This window comes from Pseudomonas sp. RW409, assembly GCF_003184125.1.
GTDB lineage: Bacteria > Pseudomonadota > Gammaproteobacteria > Pseudomonadales > Pseudomonadaceae > Aquipseudomonas > Aquipseudomonas chlororaphis_I.
Map to the genome: position 1 here is coordinate 209,090 of NZ_QHHP01000004.1, position 22,161 is coordinate 231,250.

Consider the following 22,161-nt stretch of genomic DNA (forward strand, 5'->3'; position numbering starts at 1 on the left):
ACAGCCCGCCCATTACAAGGAGTCATTCATGACCAAGACCGTTATCACCAGCGACAAGGCACCCGCCGCGATCGGCACCTATTCCCAGGCGATCAAGGCAGGCAACACCGTCTACATGTCCGGCCAGATCCCGCTCGATCCAAAGACCATGGAGCTGGTGGAAGGCTTCGAAGCCCAGACCGTCCAGGTATTCGAGAACCTCAAGTCCGTGGCCGAGGCCGCCGGTGGTTCGTTCAAGGACATCGTCAAGCTCAACATCTTCCTCACCGACCTGAGCCACTTCGCCAAGGTCAACGAGATCATGGGCAAGTACTTCCAGCAACCTTACCCTGCCCGCGCCGCCATCGGCGTTGCCGCCCTGCCAAAAGGCGCGCAGGTTGAAATGGATGCCATCCTGGTCATCGAGTAACACGTCCGGCGCGGCTACCCAGGCCGCGCCGTCTTCGTTCTGAAAGGATTTCCTCATGCGCAAAGCGCTAGCCCTCTCGTTGTGCGCCCTGTTCCTCGGCGGCTGTGCCAGCGATCCCGCCGACCGTGACATCAGTGGCACCTGGATCAATCAGGTCGCCATCGACGCCGCCGCCAAAGGCGGACCGCTGCGCGAAGCCCTGCAAGGCTACGGCCCGAACCTGGAATGGGACGTCAACACCAAGGCCAGCCAGGCGCGCTACACCAACGGCTTCGAAAACGTCGAAGGCAAGGTGCTGGCTGAAGAGTCCGGCTCCTGGAAAATCGATTTCTACGGCAGCTCCGCCAGCGAATTGAAACGCGACGGCAAACAATTGCTGCAAGAAGCCAACGACAACGAGCCGGAACAGGTCTTCGATCGTCCCAAGGACCCGGCCCCGGAAGGCGCGCCACTGGGCGCCAACTTCGAGCGCGCGCTGTACTCGGCCTACCTGGGCGGCGAATGGAAAATCGTCAACGGCCCGGGCCAAGGCGGCACCGTGCTGTTCCAGTCCAACGGCCAGGTCATGGGCCTGCCGGGCGCCGATCGCTACGCACTCTGCCTCGCCGGCGACTGCGCGTCGATGAGCGGCGGCTACGACAACCTGTGGCTGCAGCTCAACGGCCAGGGCAACCCGTGGATCTTCGCGCGTAACGGTGAGCAACTGGAGATCTTCCAGACCATCAACACCGCCCAGGCGGATGAGGTACCTTCCCTCACCCCGGGTACGCGCCAGTGGCTACTGGAAAAACAGTGATCCCCGCCTCCCTGTAGGAGCGAGCTTGCTCGCGATCAGCGGTGTCTCAGGTTAGACCGCTATCGCGAGCAAGCTCGCTCCTACAGTTTCAGCCTTCGATAATCTCCGCATACCCCTCGCGAAAACTCGGATAACGCGGCTCCCAGCCCAGGGCCCTGGCGCGGGCATTGCTGCAGCGCTTGCTGCCGGAGCGCCGCACACTCGAATTATCCGCCCACTCGGTCACGCCCAGGTACTCGCGCAGCCAGCCCACCACCTCCGCCAATGGCACCGGCGCGTCGTCGACCCCGATGTAGCAGTCCTCAAGCTGCACGCCACGCCGATCGGCCTGCAGCAGGAAGGCCAGCAACCCCGCGGCGTCGTCGGCATGGATGCGGTTGCCATACAACGGCGGATCGATGGCCACGCGATACCCCTGGCGCACTTGGTTCAACAGCCATTCCCGCCCCGGGCCGTAGATCCCGGTCAAGCGCACCAGGCTGGCTGGAATGCCACTCTGCAACGCCACTTGCTCGGCCTCGAGCATCAGCCGGCCGGAATAGCCGCCGGCCTGCGCAGGAGAAGTCTCGTCGATCCACTCGCCGTCTTTCTGCCCATAGACGCTGCTGCTGGAAACGAACAACAGGCGCTTCGGCGACTGCCCGTTCTGCTTGAGCCAGCCCAGCACATGGGTCAGCCCCTCGACATAGGCCGCGCGATAGCCCGCCTCGTCATGCTCGGTAGCGGCCGCGCTATACACCAGGTAATCCAGCGGTGTGGTGGGCCAGGCTGCCGGACACTGCTCGCTGAAAAGATCGCCCGCCACGCCGATCACCCCTTCCGGCAATTGCGAAACCGTGCGCCGCAGGCCGTAGACCTGCCAGTTTTCAGCCAGCAGTTGCTTCGCCAGACGGCTGCCGACATCACCGCAGCCAGCGATCAGAACAGAAGGGGCGGACATCAGAAAACTCCTATCAGAAAGGCACAGACTAGCGTCGGCAATGGACGAGCGGCTAGCAATCAAAGAAAAAAAGATACTCTATTACTTCTGTTAACAAGAATTAGTTGCAATAATGACGGCCCATTTGTTCTCGGCCCTGCGAGGCCTAGAAGGACACTTACCCTTTTCCCTCTCAGGTCCGGCCAGCATGACACGCAATCCATTCTCCGCTTCGCCAACCCAACGCCCAAGCCCGCTGCGCGCCATGAGTGCGGCCGCGGCGTTGCTGTTCAGCCTGCTGCTGGCACCGACCGCGGCCTTCGCCGATGAGCAGGCCCCGACTGGCGCCTCGACACCTGCGGCAGCCCACGCGCCGGCCGATGCCACGGCGCCGGTAGCCACCCCGGTCGCCGCAGCGCCGGCACCTGCCGAAGGCGAGCCGGCCGACGACGCACCTGAAGTCCTCGAAGCGGACAACAGCCTGGGCATGGCGCACGACCTGTCTCCTTGGGGCATGTACCAGAACGCCGACATCATCGTGAAGCTGGTGATGATCGGCTTGGCCATCGCCTCGATCATCACCTGGACCATCTGGATCGCCAAAGGCTTCGAGCTGATGGGCGCCAAGCGTCGCCTGCGCGGTGAGATCCTCGCCCTGAAAAAGGCCACCACCCTCAAGGAAGCCAGCGTCACCGCCGCCAAAGAAGGCACCCTGGCCAATCTGCTGGTCCACGATGCCCTGGAAGAAATGCGCCTGTCGGCCAACAGCCGCGAGAAAGAAGGCATCAAGGAACGCGTCAGCTTCCGCCTCGAGCGCCTGGTAGCCGCCTGCGGCCGCAACATGAGCAGCGGCACCGGGGTGCTCGCCACCATCGGTTCCACCGCGCCCTTCGTCGGCCTGTTCGGTACCGTATGGGGCATCATGAACAGCTTCATCGGCATCGCCAAAACCCAGACCACCAACCTCGCCGTCGTCGCCCCCGGCATCGCCGAAGCCCTGCTGGCAACCGCCCTGGGTCTGGTCGCGGCCATTCCGGCTGTAGTCATCTACAACGTCTTTGCCCGCTCCATCGCTGGCTACAAGGCCCAGGTCTCCGACGCTTCCGCAGAAGTCCTGCTGCTGGTCAGCCGTGATCTCGATCACCTGCCGACCGCCGAGCGCTCTGCGCAACCTCATGTGGCCAAAGTAGGGTAATCCGCCATGGGCCTGCATTTGAAAGAAGGCGCAGAAGACGATCTCGCCGAAAACCACGAAATCAACGTCACGCCGTTCATCGACGTGATGCTGGTGCTGCTGATCATCTTCATGGTCGCGGCGCCGCTGGCCACCGTGGACATCAAGGTCGACCTCCCGGCCTCGACGGCCAAACCGGCGCCACGCCCCGAGAAACCGGTGTTTCTCAGCGTCAAGGCCGACCAACGCCTGTACCTCGGCGACGACGAAGTGAAAGCCGAAGCCCTCGGCGCCACCCTCGACGCCAAGACCCAGGGCAAAAAAGACACGACGATCTTCTTCCAGGCCGACAAAGGCGTGGATTATGGCGACCTGATGAGCGTGATGGATGCCCTGCGGGCCGCCGGATACCTGAAGGTCGGCCTGGTCGGACTTGAGACGGCTACCAAGAAATGATCACGACGCGCCAAAAACTGACGCGTTACAGCGGTAGCCTGGCCATCGTACTGGGGGTCCATGCGGTCGCGATCCTGCTCGCGCTCAACTGGAGTTCCCCCACGCCGGTCGAGCTGCCACCCCAGGCGATGATGGTCGAGCTGGCGCCGCTTCCGGCACCGCCTCCTCCCGCACCGCCCAAGGTCGTGACGCCACCGCAGCCGCCGGCTCCGGTCGAAGAGTTGCCGCTGCCCAAACTCGCGGAAGCGCCGAAGCCGACGATTTCCGTGCCCAAGCCGGTCAAACCCAAGCCCAAGCCACAACCGCCCAAGCCGGTGGAGAAAAAGCCGGAACCGCCGAAGGAAAAGCCGAGCGAAGAGAAGCCCAGTGACGCTCCGCCGACGCCCACCGCGGCACCGTCCTCGGCCCCTGCTCCGGGTCCGTCGCCGGCCCAGATCGCCGCCAAGGAAAGCTGGCAAGGCACGCTGCTGGCGCACCTGGCCAAGTACAAGAAGTACCCGCCGGGCGCTCAGGCACGCGGCAAGGAAGGCCTGAACCGGCTGCGCTTCGTGGTCGACGCCCAAGGCAACGTGCTGTCCTATGAGCTGGTGGGACGCTCGGGCAATGCCGATCTGGACCGGGCCACCCTGGAAATGATCCGCCGCGCCCAGCCGCTGCCCAAGCCACCGGCGGACATGCTCAACAACGGCTCGATCGAGATCGTCGCGCCCTTCGTTTACTCCCTGGAGAAACGTCGCCGCTGAGCATGACGCACAGGCGATCCCCAGCAAAAAGGCACCCAAAGGTGCCTTTTTGCTTTTCCGGGCATGAGCAACATGGATTGTCCAGTGTCACAGCGAGCATTGAGTCTGATAACGTGCGTCTATCGATTGCAGCCGGTATGCTTGGCCCGCAACCTCATGGACGTCCGCTATGACTCTTACTGAATTACGCTACATCGTTACCCTCGCCCAAGAGCAGCACTTCGGCCACGCGGCCGAGCGTTGCCATGTCAGCCAGCCGACCCTGTCGGTGGGCGTGAAGAAGCTTGAAGACGAACTCGGTGTGCTGATTTTCGAGCGCAGCAAGAGTGCGGTACGTCTGACGCCGGTCGGCGAAGGCATTGTCGCCCAGGCGCAAAAGGTCCTCGAACAGGCCCAGGGCATTCGCGAACTGGCCCAGGCTGGCAAGAACCAGCTGACCGCCCCGCTGAAAGTCGGCGCGATCTACACCGTCGGCCCGTACCTGTTCCCGCACCTGATCCCACAACTGCACCGGGTCGCCCCGCAGATGCCGTTGTACATCGAAGAGAACTTCACCCACGTACTGCGCGACAAGCTGCGCAACGGCGAACTGGACGCGATCATCATCGCCCTGCCGTTCAACGAAGCCGACGTGCTGACCCTGCCGCTGTACGACGAACCCTTCTACGTGCTGATGCCAAGCACCCACCCCTGGACCCAGAAAGAGAGCATCGACGCCAACCTGCTCAACGACAAGAGCCTGTTGCTGCTGGGCGAAGGCCACTGTTTCCGCGACCAGGTACTCGAGGCCTGCCCGACCCTGGCCAAAGGCAACGACGGCGCCAAGCACACCACGGTGGAATCCAGCTCCCTGGAAACCATTCGCCACATGGTCGCTTCCGGCCTTGGCGTCTCGATCCTGCCGCTCTCGGCGGTGGACAGCCATCACTACGCCCCGGGCGTGATCGAAGTACGGCCGCTGAGCGCGCCCGTGCCGTTCCGCACCGTGGCGATCGCCTGGCGCGCCAGCTTCCCGCGGCCGAAAGCCATCGAGATCCTCGCCGACTCGATCCGCCTGTGCTCGGTGGCCAAGCCGCCTGCCGCGAGTTAAACCGTCGCGATGACTGAGCTGTCGAAAGTGCCGGTCACGGCACTCAAGGGCGTCGGCGAAGCCATGGCCGAAAAGCTGGCCAAGGTCGGCCTGGAGAACCTGCAGGACGTGCTGTTCCACCTGCCCCTGCGTTATCAGGACCGCACCCGCGTAGTACCGATCGGCGCGCTGCGCCCCGGGCAGGACGCGGTGATCGAAGGCACCGTCAGCGGCGCCGACGTGGTGATGGGCAAGCGCCGCAGCCTGCTGGTGCGCCTGCAGGACGGCACCGGCGGACTCAGCCTGCGCTTCTACCATTTCAGCAACGCGCAGAAGGAAGGCCTCAAGCGCGGCACCCGCGTGCGCTGCTATGGCGAAGCCCGTCCCGGTGCCTCGGGGCTGGAAATCTACCACCCGGAATACCGCGCCATCAGCGGCGATGAACCGCCGCCCGTGGACCAGACCCTGACCCCCATCTACCCGCTCACCGAAGGCCTGACCCAGCAACGCCTGCGCATGCTGTGCCAGCAGAGCCTGGCCCTGCTCGGCCCGCGCAGTCTGCCGGACTGGCTGCCGCAAGAGCTCGCGCGGGATTACCAGTTGGCACCGCTGGACGATGCGATTCGCTACCTGCACCACCCGCCAGCCGACGCCGATGTCGACGAGCTGGCCCTGGGTCACCATTGGGCACAGCATCGCCTGGCGTTCGAGGAACTGCTGACCCATCAGCTGTCCCAGCAGCGCCTGCGCGAAAGCCTGCGCTCGCAACTCGCCCCGGCGCTGCCCAAGGCCACCCGGCTGCCAGCGCAGTACCTGAAGAACCTCGGCTTTCCGCCCACCGGCGCGCAGCAGCGGGTCGGCAATGAGATCGCCTACGACCTCAGCCAGCCCGAGCCGATGCTGCGGTTGATCCAGGGTGACGTAGGCGCCGGCAAGACCGTGGTCGCCGCCCTCGCCGCCCTGCAGGCGCTGGAGGCTGGCTACCAGGTGGCGCTGATGGCGCCGACCGAGATCCTCGCCGAGCAGCACTTCATCACCTTCAAGCGCTGGCTCGAGCCGCTGGGGCTGGAAGTCGCCTGGCTGGCCGGCAAGCTCAAGGGCAAGAACCGCACAGCGGCCCTGGAACAGATTGCCGCCGGCGCACCGATGGTGGTCGGCACCCACGCGCTGTTCCAGGACGAAGTGCAGTTCAAGAACCTGGCGTTGGTGATCATCGACGAACAACACCGCTTCGGCGTGCAGCAGCGCCTGGCCCTGCGCCAGAAAGGCGTGGGCGGGCGCCTGTGCCCGCACCAACTGATCATGACCGCCACGCCGATCCCGCGGACCCTGGCCATGAGCGCCTACGCCGACCTGGACACCTCGATCCTCGACGAGCTGCCCCCTGGCCGTACGCCGGTGAACACCGTGCTGGTGACCGACTCGCGCCGCGTCGAAGTCATCGAGCGGGTGCGCGCCGCCTGCGCCGAAGGGCGCCAGGCCTATTGGGTGTGCACGCTGATCGAGGAATCCGAAGAGCTGACTTGCCAGGCCGCGGAAACCACTTACGAAGACCTGAGCAGCGCCCTGGGCGAACTACGGGTCGGCCTGATCCACGGGCGCATGAAGCCGGCGGAAAAGGCCGAGGTCATGGGCCAGTTCAAGGCCGGTGAATTGCAACTATTGGTGGCCACCACCGTGATCGAGGTCGGCGTCGATGTGCCCAACGCCAGCCTGATGATCATCGAGAACCCCGAGCGCCTGGGCCTGGCCCAGCTGCATCAACTGCGCGGTCGCGTTGGTCGGGGCAGCGCCGCCAGCCATTGCGTCATGCTCTACCATCCTCCCTTGTCGCAGATCGGCCGCCAGCGCCTGGGCATCATGCGCGAAACCAACGACGGTTTTGTCATCGCCGAAAAGGACCTGGAACTGCGCGGCCCCGGCGAGATGCTCGGCACCCGCCAGACCGGCCTGCTGCAATTCAAGGTCGCCGACCTGATGCGCGATGCCGACCTGCTGCCGGCTGTGCGCGATGCCGCCCAGGCCTTGCTGGAGCGCTGGCCGCATCACGTCAGCCCGCTGCTGGAACGCTGGCTGCGCCACGGGCAGCAATACGGCCAAGTGTGAGCAGCGTCTCAGTTAAGGGGCGAATGCCCCGATCAAGCTGGTTATACTCCTGAAATTGTTTGAAAACGGATACAGACCATGACAGAAGTTGCCCTCGCCACCGCAGCCCCGCACGCTCCGTCTGTAATCCGGCTGCTGCTCGGCAAACTGGACATCGGCTTCACGGAAGTCCTCGACCACCCGGGCCTGCCAGCCGCGCGCAAGGTACAGGCCGTCCTGCTGGATGATGCCGTCGGCGCGCTGATGGTGCTGTTCCCGCAGAGCCAGCTGCTGGACCTCAATCGCCTCGCCGAACTGACCGGCCGCCGCCTGACCGCCGTCTCCACGGAACGCCTGGAGCGCATGCTCGGCAAACACAACCTGAGCCTGCTGCCCGGCCTGCCGGCGCTCACCAGCTCGCCCTGCCTGTATGAAGAAAGCCTGCTGCGCGAGCCGAACCTGCTGATCAACTCCGGCGAGCCGGGCCTGCTGCTGGAAATCACCAGCGACGCCTTCAAGAGCATGCTGAGCAAGGCCAGCGCCGGCAACTTCGGCGAAGCCCTGAGCAGCATCCGCCCGAACCTCGACCGCCCGGACGACGACCGCGAGGAAATCACCCAGGCCATGCAGGCCTTCACCGCCCGGCGCATCCAGCAACGCCTGGAAGCGACCATCGAGATTCCGCCGCTCGCCGAAACCGCGCAGAAGATCATCAAGCTGCGGGTCGACCCCAACGCCACCATCGACGACATCACCGGCGTGGTGGAAACCGACCCGGCCCTGGCCGCGCAAGTGGTGAGCTGGGCGGCTTCGCCCTACTACGCCTCGCCGGGCAAGATCCGCTCGGTGGAAGATGCCATCGTCCGCGTGCTGGGCTTCGACCTGGTGATCAACCTGGCGCTGGGCCTGGCCCTGGGCAAAACCCTGAGCCTGCCCAAGGACCACCCGCAACACAGCACGCCGTACTGGCAGCAGTCGATCTACACCGCCGCCGTCATCGAAGGCCTGACCCGCGCCATGCCGCGCGCGCAGCGCCCGGAATCCGGCCTGACCTACCTCGCCGGCCTGCTGCACAACTTCGGCTACCTGCTGCTGGCCCACGTCTTCCCGCCGCACTTCTCGCTGATCTGCCGCCACCTGGAGGTCAACCCGCACCTGTGCCACAGCTATGTCGAACAGCACCTGCTGGGCATCAGCCGCGAGCAGATCGGCGCCTGGCTGATGCGCTACTGGGATATGCCGGACGAGTTGTCCACCGCCCTGCGCTTCCAGCACGACCCGAGCTATGACGGTGCCTACGCCGAATACCCGAACCTGGTGTGCCTGGCCGTGCGCCTGCTGCGCAGCCGCGGCATCGGCTCCGGCCCCGTCGAAGACATCCCTGACGCCCTGCTCGAACGCCTCGGCCTGTCCCGTGACAAAGCCGAAGACGTGGTCAGCAAAGTCCTCGAAGCCGAAGTGCTGCTGCGCGAACTGGCCTCGCAGTTCAGCCAGCACTGAAAACAAAACGGACAAGCCCCGCCCCTGTAGGAGCGAGGCTTGCCCGCGATGAATCCACCTCGGTCTACCTGACCGGCCTCACGCCTTCGGCTTGGCCTTCTTCGGCTTCAGGTACTTGGTCAGCCCCTGGAACCAGATCACCAGCGCCGGGTTGCCCTTGATCTGGATCGACTTGTCCTGGATCCCGGTCATAAAGGCCAATTGCTTGTTCTTCGCCTGCATCGTGGCAAAACCATAGGCGGCGTCTTTAAAGGCAATGGCAAACGCCGGCTCGGGATACACACCAGACTTACTGGTAATCCGCTGATCCTTCACCCGGAAATGCCGCGCCACCTTGCCATCCAGCGTCTGCAGCTGGAACACCAGTTCCTTGTCACCCAACTGCTGCTGGAACGCAGGATTGGTCCGGCTGGCCTTGCCCATCAACAGCCCCAGCATCCACAGAAGAAAACGAAATTTCATGCGCAAAGCCCCAAAGAAAAAATGAACGGCTGGCGCAGTGTAGCGGCTTCGGAAGGGAACGCCACCGTTATGCAGTGTTAGAGAAAGATGAATGTCTTTTTAGCGAAAATGACCACCAAGTCACGCACTCTGTAGCCGCTGCCGAAGGCTGCGATCGAGTGCGCAGCACTCGCCAGCGGACCACATAACCAACACTATCGCTGCTCCAGGCACTTGCTGTACGCCCGCGCAAAACGCTGGTCATAACTCAGCACCACCGGCTCCTCAGGATCCATCGAGAGATCCAGCAACGACCCGTCGTTCACCCCATACTTCACCCACCCCAGCGTCCCCGTCCCATCCGTATCGAAAAACACCTTGGCCTGAACCGTCTCGCCGTCATCCTCGTCGATCAGCAGATTGGCCTTCTCTTTGGCGACCTCCCGAAAGGGAAAGGTGCTGCTCCTGACCAGTTCAGTGAGGTAACCGTAACAACCCTCTCCCGTCTCCTGGCCTTGCGCTGAACAGGTCATGATCGGCAGCAGCGCGCCGAGCAAGACACCAGCGCCGAGTCGGCTCATACGCTTTACAGAGAACAGGCCTTCAAATGCGTTAAAGGAAGGGTGCTGAATGACAAACCTCATGGATTTTTCCACCTTAAACAAGAGGACCTTCGACTAGTAAATTTCCCACTTACCTACCATGTGGTTTTGTGACGCATAATTTTGGCACATTGCTTTCATAATACGTACTACTCAGAACCTTCTTCAGGCTATTCAACTTCAGATTTAAAAACTCATCGCCACAGGCTGGAACCAACTCTTTAAAGGACTCATCGGCTGATTGATAAATAAAAACCCTATGTATCGTATAGGTGCCCATTCCATCATCGACATACCAAATAGAAAAATCTTTGAGCCCATCAAAATTGAAGTCATTTATTTCGACATTGAATGTTTTTTCAGTCTCGAATGAGATCCTTTCGGTTATCGATCGACTCTTGCCCTCCGAGGTCACAGTTAGGTTTGCTCCATCCTGGACAAGAGTTACATTGACTTCTTTATCTGGGCTAAACGTCGTTGGCTGAGCGAGCGCCAACGCACTCCAGAGTAGCAAGGCCACTGCGACGAAATAATCTTTAACTCTCATTTCTCTCTCCCATCAGAAAAGCCATGAGCTACTTCCACTCCACACTCAAGGCCTTTCATACTTGACCTTCTGTGCAAAAGCACTCTCATCTACCAGATCCCGCTTACTGACACCGATTTTTTCTATCAGCTCATCGCGAGAACCGAACGATCCAAAGGAACGAAAGGAATTACTATAGACATAGTTAACCAACTTACCATCCATGGAGTAGTAGCCATGCCATTCCGGGCACGCCCCACAACCGCTGTAGCCGCCGATGGAAACCAGACTGCCCTTGCTACCGTTAATGCAAGCCATCGAGACTACAACATTAGATAACATAGCTATGTGTTTACCGCTTTTGGTGAGCTGCGATACTTTCTGCATTTCTCGCTGGGTCTCTTTACCGCCAATTTTAATCACCTGACCAGTACAAACAGGTAACCCGGCCTGAGCTTGATCACTTTCAACGGCTTCATTTTCACAGTTCGATACAAGCTCGACTTTCACACCGGAACACTCCAAAGAGTCGTGCTGAATGTATCCACTTCCTGATGGTGAGGCAGCCATAACCGGGAGACAAAAAATTAACGCTATCAAAGAAGTTAAGATTCTTCTGACAAGAAACACCACACGCCACATCACAGAGCCAAAAACGAAATCCACATTCTTTGAAATATAACTTTTACCCACAAAGCTCTGGCTCACCATACTTTCACACCTAAGAACACCGAACAAAAGAAGCACACCCAATACTATATTCCGCACCCAAACCCATACATTTTTAGAACTTCAGATTTTCCACGGTAAGAAAACTCAACCTCGACATCCCTATCGTCTGACTCCTGATACTCTGAAACATTGTATTTTCTAAGCACCTTGTACGAGAACTTTACTCCTTCACTTTCTGAGCCATAATTTCCAAAGTCCTCTCCTCGCCCACGGCTCATCAGCTCAATGATACTGCCACTCAATTTCAAATAGAGAAAATCCTCTATTTCAACAGCAGCTAAAGGCGCGTCTTCACTCATACCAACCAGACTATATTGGCACCTGTAATTTTCGTCCTCGTGCGCCTCATTAAATTTCTGCAGTGCTTCTTCATAAGTAATAGCTTTGAAACTGTCACCCACTGCATTTTCCTTAGTGCATGATACCTCACTTAAAACAAGCACAACCAAAAACAAGCTTCTCATTAGTGCTTTTGAAAACACCCACTCAGATAACATACCGCCCCGACCTTCACTCAAACAAAAAGACTCTTAAAAACAAAGAACTTTCTAGAAAAACAGTGAACCACCTGATAACCACTCAGAAAATTGGCATCTGGAAACGCATCCTGGATAAGCACCTATCACTGACTTCACCATAAATTTTCTGTGCCATTGCGCAGTTGCGTTGAGAGTAGTCAGACCAGCTCGGGCCAAAATCCATATATCATCCTTCACTCATGCCAGAACACTCATCAATATCAGCAGCGACCTTTTGCCCTCCATAATTTATTACGCAAAGCGGTTTTTTAAATCTTCCCGACATTTTCTTACAAGCCTTACTATCTTTTCTCTGATAAATACATTGCGTATCGGAAATTATCAGCTCTCTACTTGGTGACAAAATAGTGTTTTTTTCACTACTGAGTTTGTAAACGCTTTCAAATATAGACCCACCGGACTGAACGATATTTTGATAAGTCCCATCCTCCAGCTCCGTAGCACTAGCTGGGATATCACCAATATAATTTGCCTCTTTACCTCCAGACGGAACAAAATAAATCATATTTTGAGCATTAAGACCAAGATCGTCACTACCTGGTGAGGAAATCACCAAAAATCCTTTCGCTCCATCTGCATACTCTCTATATGTGTACTCTGAACCGCACCCTCTTGCTGAGTTCTTTATGAAGAAGATTTCTCTATTAGAGGAGAGCGCAATCCCACTCTCCTCCCCGCTCTCGCTCTTACAATCCAATTGGCTTTCTGTGGAACCACAAAAAGCCGGACCGCAACAGAAAAATGCGAATATAGAGAGCAACCGTCTCATTAAATCAACCTCAAAAATACTATAAAATTTTAACCCTTAACTCTTCCCCTTCTAAAAATGGGGCTTTTCTGCCAACCCTAAAATGTAACCACAAAGCACAAGCTCCACAAAAAATACCCACCAATACTAATTCAGGCGATCTACAACTCGCTTAGGGATTTTACTTGCCCCACCTTTTTTCAGCATTGCTTCCCGATAGGCAGCATAGTACGGCTTCGCCTCATCATGCTTACCCAGCGCCCAAAGAGAGTCAGCAACATTAAGCTTCAATGGCACTCGATCAGGAGCCAAGCTCAATAACCGATTGTAAATCTGCATCGCCAACAAATGCTCACCGCCCTGTGCAAAATAGAATCCTATGTCGTTATATTCAGAGATACTTTTTTCTGGCGGATAGCACGCCATATAAGAAGACACCCCCATAAAAAACGAATCTCTTAATGAATCCGAGCGAGACTCATTTGAAGACACACTAGCTACTTCAGACAGTAAATATTGCGGAGACATGCCTCCTTTAGGAAAATCGAAAGTCTCTCCTGTCGTAATTTTCCACTTCTGCCCTTGCCACACCCCATCACATTGAAGTGCTGAACCTACATTCTTGACACAGCCAGTTTCCAGCGATACTGCATCACAGTATGCCTGCGAAGAAATTATTTTATTGCCTTCTTCGTCGGTTACCTCTCCGGCATTTGTTCGTTGAACCATCACATATTTTTTGTCGGGGGAAACCATATCCATATCTGAACTGGCTACGATGCCCTCTTCTGAAGTCACCATCTTGCTAGGAACCATATATATATTAAATTCACCTGTGGCACCTTTATATTTTATGTCACTCCAACCTCCATATTTCTCATCAAAATTTCTGAATTGCAGCATACCATCGTTGCCCCCGTTAATTTCCAACGGCTCCGTATCTGCATGACTCAAGCGAGCGAACAGTAAAACCAACAACGCAACCACATAATATTTATTAAACATTCAATGTCGCCTTTATCTTGTTATATCTATTCGCTGGCTCAGTCATTCCAGGACGGCCAGGCCCATAAATTTCGGTAATTTTCCGGTCATAGTCTGCATGATTACTTCCCCAAGCCGTTATATCCTTGCTAACACTTGGGTTTTCCAGGAAAAATTTATCCAACGCTTTTTTCAGGTTCTTTACAACATTGCTAGGCCGGTTCACATGTTCGTCCAAAGCTGCAGCTTGCCCAAGCTCTGACAAAAATAGTTGTCCAATCGTAAAATTATATGTATCAGGACTTTTGAGCAGGACCTCTCTCAAGCGTTTTATAAAGTCCAAAATCTGAAGCTCAACATATGAAGAGGAGCCTATGGCGCAAGCCATAACCGATACTGGCTTACACTGAACCACATTCCCGTAGGTTGCTTCTTCGCAACCAACTCTCAACTTACTCTTAAGCTGGGCACCTTCAAGCCTTTCCCCATTCGAAAACGCAGAGTCTTGATAGTACATTTTTGGCTCATCCGAACTAAGATCCAAGTGCCAGCCTTGATTTTCGAACAACTCCATATATTCATCAGGGTATAAATTCTTAAACCTTTCCACTTGAGCTGGTAGTTCGCCAGCACCCTGTGGATTAATCGTTTTTTGCATCGCACCTGCAGTTATGAGCTCACTATCATATGACTGCACTGCATTTATCTTTCCTTCATTTTCACACATAACCGCGATTACTCTTTTCTCAAGCGCAGTTACCTCACCAGCAGCCTCTATAGCACTCCACTGAGGAGCATCACCCAACTTTCCTTCTCCCCACACTACAGGGCCGTAATGAGTTTTCCATCGCGTCACCTTCACCACAGCATTACAAGCACATCGTTTTTTACGATCAAAACTACCTATCAGCCCTATGGCGTGCATATGAAAGACCTTGGCATCTGGACTTAGCGCTTCCTTTCCAGCCACTTCTTTCCACCAACTCAGCTTCTCAATCCGCGCCTTCTCGGCAACCCACTCCTTATGTGGCGCCGACTCGCTATGCCCCATCAACTCATCCAATGAGTCCCACTTCGTTGCCTTGTAGTCCCATTCGCTCTCATATTTGATAATCATCTGTGAGACCGGTTGGGCAAACCAAGGCTTGCTTAGGGCATTTCTTATCTCTTCCGATGGAAGTTTCGTGTCGCGATTTCGATCAAGGATGGTACGGCGCAGCAGCGCCAACTATCACGATTGCTGGCGCTTTTTTGTGCCTGGCTTTCTCGTGTTATGGCGGCTGTGCGCGGGAGACCTTCGCGTCTGCCGGGTTCCGTTTACTCCGGTTTTCCAGCCCGCGCATAGCTGCCACCCTTTCGACTGGAAACGAAACGGCAGCTCAATTCAGTAAACGGAGTTACTGCCATGCACATCACCACCCCATTCAAAACCCATTCCCTGCCCAGAGCTGGAGGTGCGCAATGACCGCCTCAGTCAAAACCATCGGCATCGTCACCTTCGCCGATTGCGGCGAAAAAGAACAAAGCCTGTTCCGCGTCAATCCCGACATCCCAGTTCGGGAAGCCTTGGAGCATGCTTCCAACCTGTTCTACTACGCCAAAAAACTCATGCTCGATGCGGCAATGGAGGAACAAGGAGAGCGCTACGCTTGGCCGGCTTATTATCTGTGCGAAATGGGCAAAGCGGTGGTGGATGACCTTTCTACTGCAATGCTCTCTGACGTAACCACCACTCAAGAGCACGCCTAAATCAGCAAGCAAAGGGCGACTCAACGAGTGCCGCCCTTTACTTCCTTGCCGCTACACCTTCTTCTCGGACGACTTCATATTGCCGACCTGATTCGCCAGCATGTCTTTCCAACTTCCGGGCTTGTCCTCGTCGTTGGCAGCTTTCGCCAGCATTCCAGCCAATGATCCCGCATCCTTGTTGCGTGCCGCCTCCACAGCCTCCAGAGCCTGGTGCGCCACCAGGATTTTCTGCAACGCAGGTGTGTTGGCAGTTGCTTCGCTCAATGGCAACAGTGGCGGTAATGCCGCGACCTTGGCCGTGACGTCTCCCGGTGTTTTAGTAAAAGCTCGTAGCGAATCCAAGTTGTTCATCATCGGTAGGGCTATGCCAGTGACAGGGTCGAAAGCACTGATTTCCGGCAGACTGACTTTACCTGTGAGAATTGGGCTTACCGCAGTCATCAAAGGTAATGCCAGTAGCATTCGAGGGTCACGCTTCTTGATGCTCAAGCCAATACTGGCCACGGCAATACCCAAGCCTATTACACGTCCTGCTGTCACTATTGGTGAAAGTTGCTTATTGGATTCGTTATCAAAATGTACCAGTCGAATACGGAAATAGTCAGTGAACGGCTCACGGGGACCAAGCCCCGATGTATTCATAAACCATGCGCGAGAGTCATGCACTTGGTCATCGAACAATGCCACTAAGTCTTCCTGCCCCTTACGAGGCTTATCTGGAGCACTGAATATCTCTTGATAACGTTTAGTACCGTTGTCATGCAGGTAATTGTATTCCTCGGCCTCATCTTCTTCGTTAATTGCATAGACCGTCCCCCCCACCAACATATCGACAATTAAGCTTCCGTACTTCCAATCATCGACAATTCCCCACTCCTTAAAATAGTCACGGCGAAACTCTGCGGCTGCACCGAGTAGCTGAGCCTGATCCAGCGGAGGATCGAACGCCTTTTCCGTACTAATGCTATCCACTTTGTCTTGGCCTACAAGTTGGACATTCGCCTGATATTCCTTTTCCTCCTTCTCTGTATATGTTGGCAGCGGTTTCCCTTGAGCAGCAGCGGCATCCTTGGCTGAATGACGCTTGTAGATTGCCTCCCAGGCTTCCTGTTCGGCCTTAGGCATGTCCTTTTCCACATTTGCGAAGAAACCGCGTTGAGCCAGACCGCCTGCATAGCGATCAATACGCCAAGCGGTAATCAACGCATGCTCGCGCCTCATCATCTCGTCCATCGTGCCGGCTCTAGCTTGGGACTGCCAAGCATTGAAACGTGTTACTAATGTCGAGCTAAAGTCGAATTCGTTTTGCGTGATGTCATCCATCCCGCGGTAGGCTTCATGAATATCTGTAATAAGAATACTTTTTGGAACTTGCAATGGTGCTCCAGCCTTGAATGCCTCCGCATACAAATGATGTAAAGCAATCTGCGAAAGTAACTCTGCCGAACCTCCCATAGCCTTCCCTTGATTCCCTGGCGAATAACCTCCTCCGACATCAGAGTGCACACCAGGGTACAGATACTCTTCAGTACCATCACGATAACCAGATGCCTGTTTAGAGTCGCGTTTACCTTGAGCATTTTTCGGTCTACGCCGAATAGAATCTAAAGGAAAGCTTGCACGTTGCTCGTGTGCTGAAACCAAATGCACACACCGCTTCAAATAGTGACAATCATTTGGAAGTGCTGTGTCCATGCACTGTGCTAACACTTCATCAGGCAGACGCATTGTGTCGTCTGCCCACCCCATATGACCAGCAGCGAACGGCATACTGTCAGCCATGCCTACAGCAGCCACTGTGTCGCAAATACCAAGAAACTCTATAGAAATTGGAAGACCGGCGAAACGGTATTCTGTTTTACCAGAATCTCCTTGCACACGAGTCAGTACTTGTAACCAGTTCGCAAATGTACGCGCTTGTGCTGCACCACGAGAAAAGCCATAGACATATAATTTTATTGCTAAAATATGTGGCTTTTCTTCTGACTCAACACGTTTATCCAGAATTTTTTCTAATTTGGATATTTCATCTCCCATAGTTGCAGCGCGTTTCTTCTCACCATTCTGAAGCAATCCACCACTCAGAAAAGTAATTGTACCAGTCGCCATAGACTCCACGAGTTCTTGCGTCTTGGGTAGATCGAGCCTAGTACCTTCCAATGTCTGTTTCAATGCATCGATTAATCGAGTGAGCCCCCAGTTGATGCGACTCTCACCACCACTAGCAAACATCAGCCCACTATCACTGGGGGCGTACTCACCAACATCTGGGAATACGGTTCCTACACCAGGACTGTAATAACGGAAAAAACCCTGCTCTTCAGCTGCAACTCCACCAATACTGGCATGAAAGATTCTTGCAATATTACTACAGGACGACGGAATCGAAGCTCTGTCAGCCTTATCGTTATTATTAGTTCCATCAAATGCGATAGTAATGTGCAGAGTCTTACAGCAAGGCATCCCGCTATAGGCTTCTCCTTTAGCCTGTAGCTTTTTACGAAGTTTATTTCCGAAAGCAACCTCACCACGCCTCTGTATGGCAATATTCTCTGAAAGAGCCTTAGCATCGCTGGGAAGCCGGCCATCTTGAGGAAATTTGGGTGCAATCAACGCCGCACTAGGAGACGGAGAAACGTCTTTTCTTAATGACTCGGACATACCGCCGGCTCCTTAATTTTGAAATATTCTTTGTCAGGATAGTTAGGATTGGACGGCGTAAAGCATGTTGTAGATACCTTAACCTGATCGCAAGGAAGGAAATGAACCTGCAGCGCGCAAACTTTTTCCCCATACTGGGGGATATCTACGACTACTTGATGGCGAGTAAATTTAGCAGCGTGCTTTCGATATGCCTCTCGATAAGCATCTGTTCCAAGCGGAGGCCAATTTACTGACGCGCCAGCATTAGGATCCTTTTCCCACTTCACGATTGCCTTTAATCCCGGGTTCCATTTACGAGGAATTACACTGCAGCAAACCTCACCACCGCCCCCCAGATTCGGCCCCAAGTTTGGTCCACCTGCTCCGTTAATGGTGAACTGATTGATAGCAGCAGAGGTATGGTTATAACCAGTTACTGGAGCAGATAACATTTTTGATTCAGCTTGACAGGCACTTACTGTCACTACCCCCAAAACCAACAACGAACAACGAACTAAATCAAAAATATAAAATCGACCTTGGACATGCACATATGCCCCCGATAAAAAGCCATTTTTTCTGAGCAAGAAAAAGTACGCCATAATCTTATTTATAATTAAAGTACACATACCTTCGGCCCCTCCATGTTCATCGGGTAGTTATAGGGATAACCCGGAGAGCCGGGTTTAATATTGTCAGCAGAAACACGTACTTGGTCGCACGGAAGAAAATGCACTTTCAAACTCCCTGCTACAGCGTACCGGGGGATTTCAACCGTAACCTTGTGACGTGAGTAGTTGGCGGCGTGCCGTTTGTAGTCCTCAGTATCAAGCTGGCCATATTGGTCTCGCTTGATGTAGCCGCCAGGATCAGGATCCTTCTCCCATTCAACAATCGCCCTAAGCCCCGGCACCCACTCCCGAGGAACAAGACCGCAGCAAACTTCGCTCCCTCCTCCTTGATGAGGCCCCAAATTCGGCCCTCCAGCACCATTGACCGTAAAACGGTTGATCGCCGCAGAAGTATGGTTATAGCCAGTCACCGGCGCGCCCAACATCTTGGAAGGGCTCTGGCAGGCGGTGATCATCAATACGCTGCTTACGCCCAACAACAGCCGTAACACCAGGCTGCAGGCATTCCCCTTTAAAGACCGGTTCATATCAACGGCCTCGGCGGCTCGTCGATGACGAAAGGCGAATTATCCAGCAGCCACTCCTGGATAAAGGGCTGCCGTTCTTCCGGTTCCTTGAGGCCTTTTTTATTGGCGGCCAGTTGGCTGTGGAACAGGTGGCGAATCAAGCCTTCCTTACGGCTCATGCCGTAGTCCTGCGGAGTGGCGCAGCGTTCGATGCGGTAGTTGTCGGCCTCGGTCCAGGCCAGCAGGTTGGCCACTTGCGGGTGGTCGAACATGAAGGGTTCGATAACCGGTGGCGGGGCGTGGCGCACGTAGTTGCCGGGCAGGCTTTGGGTTTGCTGGTCGCGGTCGAGCCAGTGCCAGACGATGACCGGGGTGTGGAAGGCCTGGCCTTGAGCCGGGGTCAGGGTCTCGCACACTGGCACGAACATGCGCGGGTCGTAGTAGCGCAACACGCCTTCGGAGCGGCCCTGGTTCCAGCGCGCCTGGGTGCAGCTGCGCAGGTGCCCGGCCAGGGCTTCGAAGCTCCAGGGGCTGAACAGCGCCAGCACATGCTGATTGCAGTCGACGGCACTGATGAAGGTTTTCAACCAGGGTTTCTGCGCCTTGTTCACCCGCAGCAGCAGCGGGCCGAAGTCGGCGATCGCCACTTCCGGGGTGTTGTCGAACAGCTTGGCCAATGCCGGTGCGTCCGGCTGGTTCGCCAGCTCTGCCAGCAACGGGTAGTCGAGGCTGGTGGCGTCGATCAGCAGGTCGATATGCTCCTGGCCCAGTCGTTGGGCTTCGTCCCATAACAGCTCGTGCCACTGCGGATTGCTTGCGTACATGTCAGGGTCCTTTAGCGTGCCGCCAGGGCTTGGCTGTTACGTTTGGCCCGGGCCAGGCATTCCTTGCACACCGGTGGCGGTGGCATCGGTATGTTGCTCGGCGCAACCACCGGCAGATCACCGGCCACATCCTTATCCGCCGCCCCCGGCAACGTCGGCGGCTTAATGCCGATCCCGGTACCACTCCCCGGCGAGCCCCCCGCATTGATCTTCACCACCGGCCCCACCACCGTGACGCCGCCGGCATCAAGCTTGATAAAGCTGCCCCCGGCCTTGATCGTCAGTTCGCTGCCGGCTTCGATCACCATCTTGGCGCCGGCCTTGAGGTGGATTTCCTGGCCAGCTTTGGTCAGTTGCGCGGTGCCGAGTTTGATGTGCTGGTTTTCGCCCACGGTCAGGTGGTCGTCGACGCGGGTTTCGGTCTTGCGGTCGGCGTGGGTGATGCGGTGTTCTTCAGCCTTGAGTTCGGTGTAGGTGTTCTTTTCCACGGTGTCGTGGCGTTCGTGGCCGATGCGGATTTTCTGGTCGTGTTCGATGTTCTCGTCCCAGTCGCGCTGGGCGTGGATGAAGATCTGTTCGGCGCCTTTTTTGTCTTCGATGCGCAGTTCGTTGTAGCCGGCGCCGCCGGGGGAGCTCATGGACTTGAAGACGGTACGGGTCTTGTTCGCCGGCAGGGCGTAAGGCACCGGGTGTTCCTTGTGGTACAGGCAGCCGGTGATCAGCGGCTGGTCGGGGTCGCCCTCGAGGAAGGTCACCAGCACTTCCATGCCGATGCGCGGGATGACGATGGCGCCGTAGCGGTCTCCGGCCCAACTGGAGGACACGCGCAGCCAGCAGCTGGTCTTGTCGTCGGCCTTGCCTTCGCGGTCCCAGTGGAACTGCACCTTGACCCGGCCGTACTGGTCGCAGTGGATTTCTTCGCCCTTGGGGCCGGTGACCACCGCGGTCTGGCTGCCGAGGACGCGCGGTTTCGGGTGATTCAGGGCCGGGCGGTAGAACACCTGCCAGGGCGTGGCGAGGAAGCGGTTGCGATAGCCCTGGTGGAAGTCGTCCTTGTTGTCGGTGGTGTCGCTGGTCACCGACTCTTCCAGCACCTGCGGCTGCTTGCCTTCGTGGACGATGTGGGTCAGCAGCCAGAGGTCGTTCCACTCGCTGCGCGGGTGCTCGGACAGTTCCAGGAAATGGCCGCTGACCAGTCGTGTCTGGTCGCCCCAGCCTTCGGCCTGCTGGTAGTCGGCGCGGTGGCGTTCGAGGGCACGCTGGCTGAGGAACTTGCCGCGCGCACGGTCGGTGAAACGCCCCGGGTAATCGTAGTCTTCCAGGTCCGGTTCTTCGCTTTCAGCCTCGGGCTTATAGGCCGCTTCCAGTTGCAGGCGCGGCTTCTCGAAGTCGTAGTCGCGGTGGGTGGTGCGACTGGTACGGGTTTCCAGACGCAGGTTGAAACCCTTGATCACCGGCTCGTCGGCGACCATGCCGCTGCCCTGGATATAGGCAGTGGGCTGCCCGAGTTTGGGGAACACCGTCTGGTCGTCACCGAATACCAGCAGGTGGCCTTGCGGGCTGTGCTGGAAGTGGTAATGCAGGCCTTCCTCTTCGCACAGGCGCTGGATGAAGTGCAGGTCGGTTTCGTCGTACTGCACGCAGTAGTCGCGGTCCGGGCACGGGGTGCCGAGCTGGAACTGGTAGGCATTGCCCTGGATGCCGTGCTCTTCGAGGATCAGGGCGATGATCTTCGGTGCCGACAGCTGCTGGTAGATGCGCTGGTTGGTGCGGTGCTCGAGGTAGGCCAGCTGCGGCACCAGCGACACCTTGTAGCGGGTCAGGCGCTTGCCGGCATCGCCCTGAGCCACGCGGTAGATCTGGCCGTGGATGCCGCTACCTTGTGGATCAAACGCTAGAAAAGCCTGCTTGTGCAGCAGCGTTTCCAGGTCCAGGTCGGGGTTCTCGCTGACCAGCTCCAGATCGAAACGGAACGGCTGGCTGATGCCTTCGATCCCTTCGAAAGACAGCACCTGCAAGTCACCCTGGAAGTCGTCGACCGTCAGGCTGAAGTGGGTTTCATTGGAAGGATTGAACATATCTTG

The 22,161-nt window shown here is 56.7% G+C and carries 23 protein-coding genes; 9 read left to right on the forward strand and 14 right to left on the reverse strand.

From position 1 onward, the window contains the following. Window positions 1–28 precede the first annotated feature (28 nt). The gene (locus DK261_RS03530; protein WP_007921133.1) at window positions 29–409 is read left to right on the forward strand and encodes a RidA family protein; all 381 of its coding nucleotides are present in this window, start codon (window positions 29–31) and stop codon (window positions 407–409) included. A gap of 55 nt (window positions 410–464) precedes the next feature. Continuing rightward, window positions 465–1,205: a hypothetical protein gene (locus tag DK261_RS03535; RefSeq protein WP_009051569.1), complete on the forward strand. Its 741-nt coding sequence runs from the start codon at window positions 465–467 to the stop codon at window positions 1,203–1,205. Between the two features lie 88 nt (window positions 1,206–1,293). Here the strand turns inward: DK261_RS03535 and DK261_RS03540 are convergent, their stop codons facing one another. After that, window positions 1,294–2,145, reverse strand: a complete 852-nt coding sequence (locus DK261_RS03540; RefSeq protein WP_063433399.1) for an SDR family oxidoreductase — start codon at window positions 2,143–2,145, stop codon at window positions 1,294–1,296. 187 nt (window positions 2,146–2,332) lie between these two features. On the opposite strand from DK261_RS03540, the gene exbB reads away from it, so the two are divergent. From exbB to DK261_RS03570, 6 genes are all read left to right on the forward strand, one after another. Beyond that, window positions 2,333–3,319: a tonB-system energizer ExbB gene (exbB, locus tag DK261_RS03545; RefSeq protein ID WP_009051571.1), complete on the forward strand. Its 987-nt coding sequence runs from the start codon at window positions 2,333–2,335 to the stop codon at window positions 3,317–3,319. 6 nt (window positions 3,320–3,325) lie between these two features. Continuing rightward, window positions 3,326–3,754, forward strand: a complete 429-nt coding sequence (gene exbD, locus DK261_RS03550; RefSeq protein ID WP_007921142.1) for a TonB system transport protein ExbD — start codon at window positions 3,326–3,328, stop codon at window positions 3,752–3,754. Continuing rightward, window positions 3,751–4,497, forward strand: coding sequence for an energy transducer TonB (locus tag DK261_RS03555; RefSeq protein ID WP_009051572.1), 747 nt, complete (start codon window positions 3,751–3,753; stop codon window positions 4,495–4,497). Before exbD ends, DK261_RS03555 begins: the two co-directional genes overlap by 4 nt. A 169-nt stretch (window positions 4,498–4,666) precedes the next feature. Further along, window positions 4,667–5,587, forward strand: coding sequence for a hydrogen peroxide-inducible genes activator (locus DK261_RS03560; protein WP_009051573.1), 921 nt, complete (start codon window positions 4,667–4,669; stop codon window positions 5,585–5,587). Window positions 5,588–5,596: 9 nt separating this feature from the next. Beyond that, window positions 5,597–7,672 carry an ATP-dependent DNA helicase RecG gene (gene recG, locus DK261_RS03565; RefSeq protein WP_023967816.1) on the forward strand — a complete coding sequence of 692 codons (2,076 nt, stop codon included), beginning with the start codon at window positions 5,597–5,599 and terminating at the stop codon, window positions 7,670–7,672. A 78-nt stretch (window positions 7,673–7,750) separates the two neighbouring features. Continuing rightward, a complete protein-coding gene (locus DK261_RS03570) occupies window positions 7,751–9,151 on the forward strand; it encodes an aminoacyl-tRNA deacylase and HDOD domain-containing protein (protein ID WP_063433402.1) in 1,401 nt (466 codons plus the stop codon). Window positions 9,152–9,229: 78 nt separating this feature from the next. Here DK261_RS03570 and DK261_RS03575 read toward each other — a convergent pair whose 3' ends face one another. From DK261_RS03575 to DK261_RS03605, 8 genes are all read right to left on the reverse strand, one after another. Continuing rightward, window positions 9,230–9,613, reverse strand: a complete 384-nt coding sequence (locus DK261_RS03575; protein WP_025807007.1) for a hypothetical protein — start codon at window positions 9,611–9,613, stop codon at window positions 9,230–9,232. 194 nt (window positions 9,614–9,807) lie between these two features. Next, window positions 9,808–10,236, reverse strand: a complete 429-nt coding sequence (locus DK261_RS03580; RefSeq protein ID WP_256597545.1) for a hypothetical protein — start codon at window positions 10,234–10,236, stop codon at window positions 9,808–9,810. A 49-nt stretch (window positions 10,237–10,285) separates the two neighbouring features. Then, window positions 10,286–10,741, reverse strand: a complete 456-nt coding sequence (locus DK261_RS03585) for a hypothetical protein (RefSeq protein WP_101283984.1) — start codon at window positions 10,739–10,741, stop codon at window positions 10,286–10,288. A gap of 45 nt (window positions 10,742–10,786) precedes the next feature. Further along, window positions 10,787–11,467, reverse strand: coding sequence for a hypothetical protein (locus tag DK261_RS03590; RefSeq protein WP_256597555.1), 681 nt, complete (start codon window positions 11,465–11,467; stop codon window positions 10,787–10,789). A gap of 8 nt (window positions 11,468–11,475) precedes the next feature. Then, entirely contained in the window at window positions 11,476–11,949 is a 474-nt protein-coding gene (locus DK261_RS03595; RefSeq protein ID WP_146218504.1) for a hypothetical protein, read from the reverse strand. Between the two features lie 208 nt (window positions 11,950–12,157). Next, window positions 12,158–12,760, reverse strand: a complete 603-nt coding sequence (locus DK261_RS32780) for a hypothetical protein (protein WP_146218505.1) — start codon at window positions 12,758–12,760, stop codon at window positions 12,158–12,160. 126 nt (window positions 12,761–12,886) lie between these two features. Further along, a complete protein-coding gene (locus DK261_RS03600; protein WP_081251695.1) occupies window positions 12,887–13,744 on the reverse strand; it encodes a type IV pilus biogenesis/stability protein PilW in 858 nt (285 codons plus the stop codon). Next, entirely contained in the window at window positions 13,737–14,840 is a 1,104-nt protein-coding gene (locus DK261_RS03605; RefSeq protein ID WP_232788600.1) for a hypothetical protein, read from the reverse strand. Before DK261_RS03605 ends, DK261_RS03600 begins: the two co-directional genes overlap by 8 nt. A 344-nt stretch (window positions 14,841–15,184) precedes the next feature. Between DK261_RS03605 and DK261_RS03610 the strand changes: the two genes are divergently transcribed. After that, window positions 15,185–15,472, forward strand: coding sequence for a DUF3077 domain-containing protein (locus DK261_RS03610; protein WP_101283988.1), 288 nt, complete (start codon window positions 15,185–15,187; stop codon window positions 15,470–15,472). 51 nt (window positions 15,473–15,523) lie between these two features. Here DK261_RS03610 and DK261_RS03615 read toward each other — a convergent pair whose 3' ends face one another. From DK261_RS03615 to DK261_RS03635, 5 genes are read right to left on the reverse strand one after another with little or no spacing between them, the layout of a single operon-like run. Further along, the gene (locus DK261_RS03615) at window positions 15,524–18,133 is read right to left on the reverse strand and encodes a DUF2235 domain-containing protein (RefSeq protein ID WP_101283990.1); all 2,610 of its coding nucleotides are present in this window, start codon (window positions 18,131–18,133) and stop codon (window positions 15,524–15,526) included. Continuing rightward, window positions 18,118–18,744 carry a DUF3304 domain-containing protein gene (locus tag DK261_RS03620; protein ID WP_226303220.1) on the reverse strand — a complete coding sequence of 209 codons (627 nt, stop codon included), beginning with the start codon at window positions 18,742–18,744 and terminating at the stop codon, window positions 18,118–18,120. Before DK261_RS03620 ends, DK261_RS03615 begins: the two co-directional genes overlap by 16 nt. Then, window positions 18,732–19,274 carry a DUF3304 domain-containing protein gene (locus DK261_RS03625; protein ID WP_101283992.1) on the reverse strand — a complete coding sequence of 181 codons (543 nt, stop codon included), beginning with the start codon at window positions 19,272–19,274 and terminating at the stop codon, window positions 18,732–18,734. The genes DK261_RS03620 and DK261_RS03625 overlap by 13 nt, the downstream gene beginning before the upstream one ends. Further along, entirely contained in the window at window positions 19,271–20,077 is an 807-nt protein-coding gene (locus DK261_RS03630; RefSeq protein ID WP_038574694.1) for a DUF4123 domain-containing protein, read from the reverse strand. The genes DK261_RS03625 and DK261_RS03630 overlap by 4 nt, the downstream gene beginning before the upstream one ends. An 11-nt stretch (window positions 20,078–20,088) precedes the next feature. Continuing rightward, window positions 20,089–22,155, reverse strand: a complete 2,067-nt coding sequence (locus DK261_RS03635; protein WP_110175288.1) for a type VI secretion system tip protein VgrG — start codon at window positions 22,153–22,155, stop codon at window positions 20,089–20,091. Window positions 22,156–22,161: the final 6 nt, after the last annotated feature.